The organism is Kitasatospora sp. NPDC056327, assembly GCF_042261735.1.
In the GTDB taxonomy this organism is placed as follows: Bacteria; Actinomycetota; Actinomycetes; order Streptomycetales; family Streptomycetaceae; genus Kitasatospora.
The window spans coordinates 1-5,503 of the sequence record NZ_JBHJRC010000420.1; the positions used below are offsets into that span (position 1 = coordinate 1).

Sequence of the window (5,503 nt, forward strand, 5' to 3'; positions counted from 1 at the left end):
CCGGGGAGCGGTGTGCTCCCCGGCCCGGGGCCCGTTCGGTGCCGACGCGGTCCCGGGCCCGGAGCCCGGATGCGGCGCCACGGCCCGGTACCACAGCCCGCCACTACGGCCTGGCGGTCACCGAGACGTAGTCGACCCGCATCGGGTGCCCGGGTTCGGTGGCCGGCGTGACCGTGCCGCCGAAGGCCGTGGGCAGGTTGCCGCCCACCGCGACGTTGAGGATCAGGAAGAGTCCCCGGCCGACGGCCCGGTCCCAGGTCGCCCGGTCCATCTGCGCCGCCGTGACCCGGTGGTGCTCACGGCCGTCCAGGTACCAGCGGACCTGCTCGGCCCCCGGCTTCAGGTCCACCTCGACCGCGTACCGGTGGAAACCGGTCCGGCACTCGGCGCCGCAGGGCTGGTCCCCGGAGCCCAGACCGCGCGGCTCCTGGCAGGGACCGCCGTCCAGGACGCCGCAGTGCATCGTGCCGAAGACCGCGTCCCGGCCGTTGACCTGCTCCAGGATGTCCAGCTCACCGATGGCCGGCCAGCCGGTGTAGCCGTTGCGCAGCTCACCGCCGAGCGTCCAGAAGGCGGGCCAGTAGCCGGCCGCGGCCGGGCCCGTGACGTCCGGCAGGGCGATGGCCGCCTCGATCCGCAGCACACCGCCGGGCGGCGGGGCCAGGTCGGCGCGGCGCGACTCGATCCGGCCGGAGGACCACCGGCCGGCCGCGTCCCGGGTGGGCACGATCTCCAGCGCGCCCCTGCCGTCGAGCCGGACGTTCTCGGTCGAGTCGGTCATGGTCTCGATCTCGCCCGTCCCCCACTGCGGGGCCGGGCAGCCGGGGTAGCAGGTGCCGAGGTCGTACTGCCAGGCGGCGGCCGACGGTCGGCTGCCGGCCGGGCCGTCGAAGTCGTCGCGCAGCAGCTGGGTCCAGCCGTCCACCACCACCGGAGGCGCCGTGACCGGTGCCTCCCCGGCCGGGACGCCCCTGGGCGGCAGGGCGCCGGACTCGGTCAGCAGCCGCTCCAGCCGCGGAGTGAGGACGACGGCGGCGACGTTGGTGAGGTGCGCGTCGTCCCGGTAGAGCAGGATGCGCTCCAGCACCGCCGGGCAGCTGCGGCCGTCCCCGGGGCAGATGACGTCGTTCACCGACACCGTCCGCACCCCCGGCACCCGGCCGGCCGCGGCCTCCTCGGCCAGCGGGTCCGCCCAGAGCGCCTTGTCGCGCGGGAACGCGCAGGCCCCGGGGTCGTCGGTGTTCCCGGAGACGCAGGCCGGCACGTCCGTCCCGGGGATCGGGGTGTCCCGCAGGTAGACGATCGGGACGCCCAGCTCGCGCAGCGGGGAGAGGGTCTTCTCCCAGCCCTGGAGCAGCAGTTCACGGTCGTCGGTGTAGCGGTTGAGCGAGGAGACCACGATCAGCCGGGGCCGGGGCCCCTCCTTCAGCCGGGTCAGGGCGTTCGCCCGCCAGGTGTCGCACTCCCGGTAGGTACGGCCCAACTGCGGATTGACCACGGTGAGTTCCGGAAGCGGGCAGCCCTGCTTGACCAGTTCCTCCAGCTCCCAGCGCCGTTCGGCGGCGATGGCGAGCAGGGCGGAGAACCACTGCCCGGCGTGCGAGTCGCCGAGCAGCACGACGCGGTCCGGGCTGCCCGCCGGGCCGAACCGGCAGTCGGGGCTCGTGGTCGCGGTCGGCGCGACCTCGCACTCGCCGTCCGGCGGGAAGTCCTTGCGGGCCTGGACGGCGTCCGGCACCACCGAGGGGCTCTTGCCGGTCGCCGCGGTGCGCACCAGCAGCGAGGTGCCGTCCGGCGAGCCGGGCGGCAGACCCTGGAGGTCCACCGGTGCGGCCGGGCCGAGCAGCCGCAGGGTGCCGGTGCCGACGACCAGCGCCAGCACCACCGGGATCACCACCGAGGCGAGCCCCAGCGACAGGCCGCGGCGCGGCAGTTCGGAGACGGTCCGGCTGGTGCGCAGCGGCCGCTCCACCCAGCGCATGACGGCGGCGGCCGGCAGCGCGGCGGCGGCGGTGAGCGCCACCTTGACCGGCCAGTCCAGCGGACCGGCCTTCGCGCCGACGAGGACCAGCACCGGCCAGTGCCACAGGTACAGGTTGTAGGAGAGCCGCCCGATCGCGCGCGGCACCCGCATGCCCAGCACCCGGTCCACCCCGAAGCCGGACGCGACCGCCCCCTCCCGTCCGGGCGTGCCCGCCAGGATGACGGCGGCCGTGCCGAGGGTCGGGACGAGCGCCGCCCAGCCCGGGTACGGGGTCGAGGAGTCGTACGCCGGCACGCACCACACGACGGCCGCCGCACCGCCCCAGCCGACCAGCGCGCGCAGTACGCGCGGCCCGTTCAGCAGGTGCCAGGGCAGCAGCGCCAGCAGCGCGCCGACGCCGAACTGCCAGACCCGGGAGGGCGTCCCGAGGTAGGCGAGCGAGACGGAGTCGTGCGTCCAGCGCAGCGCCAGGAGGAAGGAGCCGAGGGTCAGCACGGCGGCGAGCACCGCCGCGACCGGCCGCACCGCGCGCCCGCGCCCGTCCGCCCGGCCGCGCCGCGCGACGCGGAGCACCAGGTAGGCGGTGAGCGCCAGCAGCGGGCCCCAGACCAGGTAGAACTGCTCCTCGACGGCCAGCGACCAGAAGTGCAGCAGCGGGCTCTCGTCCCGCCCGGCCGCCAGGTAGTCGGTCTGCTGGGCGACGAAACGCCAGTTGCCGACCGAGAACGCCGCCGCGAGCACGTCGTACTCAAGATCGGCGCGGCGGAGCGGCACGGTCAGCCAGGCGCCGAACAGGGCCACCGCGCCGAGGACGATCGCGGCCGAGGGCAGCAGCCGGCGGGCCCGGCGGGAGAAGAACTCCCCGAGCCGGATCCGGCCGGTGGTGGTGGCCTCGCGCAGCAGCAGGCCGGTGATCAGGTAGCCGGAGACGACGAGGAAGACGTCCACCCCGACGAACCCGCCGGCCAGTCCGGGGACGGAGGCGTGGAACCCGAGGACGGCGAGCACGGCCACCGCCCGCAGCCCCTCGATGTCGGGGCGGAAGCCGGCCGGTCGGGCCGCCGCGCCCGGGGCATCGGAACCCCGGGAGACGACGCGCCCGAACAGGCCGGTCCGCTGCGGCGGACGGCCCCCGGCACCGGGGCCGGGGATGGTGAAGGCGTCCGGCCGGAGCTCCGGTACGCCCGGGTCATCGGCCCGTGACGGCTCCGGTGACGATTTCGGGGACGATTTCGGTGGTGGTTGGGACGACGGTTTCGGTGCCGGCTTCGGTGCCGGATTCGGTGAGGACGACATGGAAGGCGACGACCTTTCAGCCCAGCCAGGGCAGCATCGGGCGGACCCAGCCGGAGGCGAGCAGAGCGGTGAGCACGAGGGTGGCGGTGGCGGCCAGCCCCTCCGGCCAGCGGCGGGGCAGCATGCCTGGCCGGGGCGCCTTCGGCCCGGCGGTGACGCCGTCGGCGGGGGCGCTGCCGCGCACCTCGCCGAGGAGGTCGCGGATCAGCGGCAGGCCGATCTGGGCCTGCACCGCGAGGTAGAGCCCGAGGCCCCAGTTGGGCGCCCAGCCGTAGCGGGCGACGGCCAGGGCGAGCCCGAGCGCGCCGAGGCCGAGCGACACACCGAGCCAGGCCAGCGACAGCAGCACCACCTTGCGGGCCATCCCGCCGGACTTGGCCCGGCGCGCGGCCGGGGCCCCGGAGGTGCCGGGGGCGCCGGCGCCGGCCGCACCGGTCGGCACCCAGGCGGCACTGCGCCCGCGCAGGGTGTGCCAGAAGGCGACCCCGGCGGCGACGCTCATCAGCACGTTGGAGCGGATCACCTCGATCCGCCAGCGGGTGCGGCTGACCCGGGGCAGCAGGACGTGCCAGAGCCAGAGCGGCGCGAGCATCGGCAGGACGTGCCAGGGCCGGATCTGCTCCGGGTAGAAGAACATCATCACCAGCGGCGGCAGCGGCGCGACGAAGATGTTCACGGCGGCGGCCAGGTAGCCGACGACGCCCTCGTAGAAGCAGAGGCGCATCCGCCAGGGCGCGCCGATCCGCTTGAGCTCGGGCGAGCCGAGCAGGTGCAGGTTGCCCATCGCCCAGCGGTACTGCTGGTTGACGTACGAGGCGAGGTTGTCCGGCGAGGTGCCCTTGGCGACCAGCACCGGGACGTACAGCGTGCGGAAGCCCTGCGCGTACAGGCCGAGCCCGGTGAACAGGTCCTCGCTGTGGTCGAGCCGGGCGAAGCCGCCGGCCCGGTCGATCGCCTCGCGCCGGTAGACGGCGTTGCTGCCGCAGCAGATGGCGGCGTCACTGGCGTCGCGGGAGGGCTGGATCCAGCGGAAGAACCACTCCTGGGCGGCGCCGGCGGCGCGCTCGATCCAGCTCATCGTCCCGTCGGTGTCGAAGCACTGCGGGCTCTGCACGATGCCGGTCCGCGGGTCCGAGAAGTACGGGACGAGGTGGCGCAGGAAGTCCGGCCGGGGTGCGAAGTCGGCGTCGAGGATCGCGATCAGCTCGCCGCTGCTCAGCGTGAGCGCGTGGTTGAGGTTGCCGGCCTTCTTGAGGTGCCCCCGGTCGGGCCGCACCACGTACCGGTACCCGTGCGCGGCGGCCAGGTCCGCGACCTCGGCCCGGTCGCCGTCGTCGAGCACCCAGACGGTCAGTGCCCCCGGCCAGTCGACCTTCGACACCGCCCGGTAGGCGTTCTCCAGGATGTCCAGCGGTTCCCCGCAGGTCGGCAGGTAGAGGTCGACGGTCGGCAGCGCCTCCGGCGCCCACGCGTGCACCAGCACCTCGTGGGACTGCCGGGTGAGCCGCCGCTGCCGCAGGCTGTTGACCGACGACAGCGCCAGCGCCACCAGGTTCAGCCCGAGGACGGCGAGGAAGATCCAGAGCGCCGGCGTCCGCAGCGCGAAGGTGAACATCGTCCCGGCCGTGAACACGAACGCCGCCGAACTGGCGACGAGGACCCACCGCCGCTGCGGCCCGAAGTACCAGTACAGCTCCTGGTCGTCCGGCGGTTGCGGAAGATGAGCGGAAGGAGGAGAAGAAGAGGAAGAGGACAGGGAAACAGAAGTGATTTGTCGGACAGTCATATGGCCCCCACAGCCGTGTTTCTGACAGCTCCACGGGCCACAGTACCGCATTGGTATAGACCATTAATCCACATGTCCGGGACCCGGACGCCACCCCCGATTCACCTCCCCGGCCCCGGTGAAGCAGCAGGTCACAGCCACGTGAACACTCCCCGACATCCCCTCTCCCCCAGCGCCCCGGACGCCCCCCGCCACCGGCATGTGCACACGGACGACAGCGGGGGACGGAGTCCGCAACACGGACGCAAGGCCACCGCCGCACGGCGTGCACACACCCGCCCCCGCCCTCCCCGCGCCCGTCTCCCGGACAGCCCCCGAGCGCCGTGACCGGCCCGACCGGCCCGACCGGCCCGACCGGCCCGACCGGCCCGAGCATCCCGGGCGCCGCGCAGAACGCGAGAACGCCCGTGGGGCGGCAACCGGTGATCGGTTGCCTG

2 protein-coding genes are annotated in these 5,503 nt (G+C 74.4%); both read right to left on the reverse strand.

Features of this window, described 5'->3' with window-relative positions:
* Positions 1-103: 103 nt before the first annotated feature.
* Entirely contained in the window at positions 104-3,091 is a 2,988-nt protein-coding gene (locus ACFCX4_RS34380; protein ID WP_376151094.1) for an SGNH hydrolase domain-containing protein, read from the reverse strand.
* Positions 3,092-3,296: 205 nt separating this feature from the next.
* A complete protein-coding gene (locus ACFCX4_RS34385; RefSeq protein WP_376151092.1) occupies positions 3,297-5,066 on the reverse strand; it encodes a glycosyltransferase family 2 protein in 1,770 nt (589 codons plus the stop codon).
* Positions 5,067-5,503: the final 437 nt, after the last annotated feature.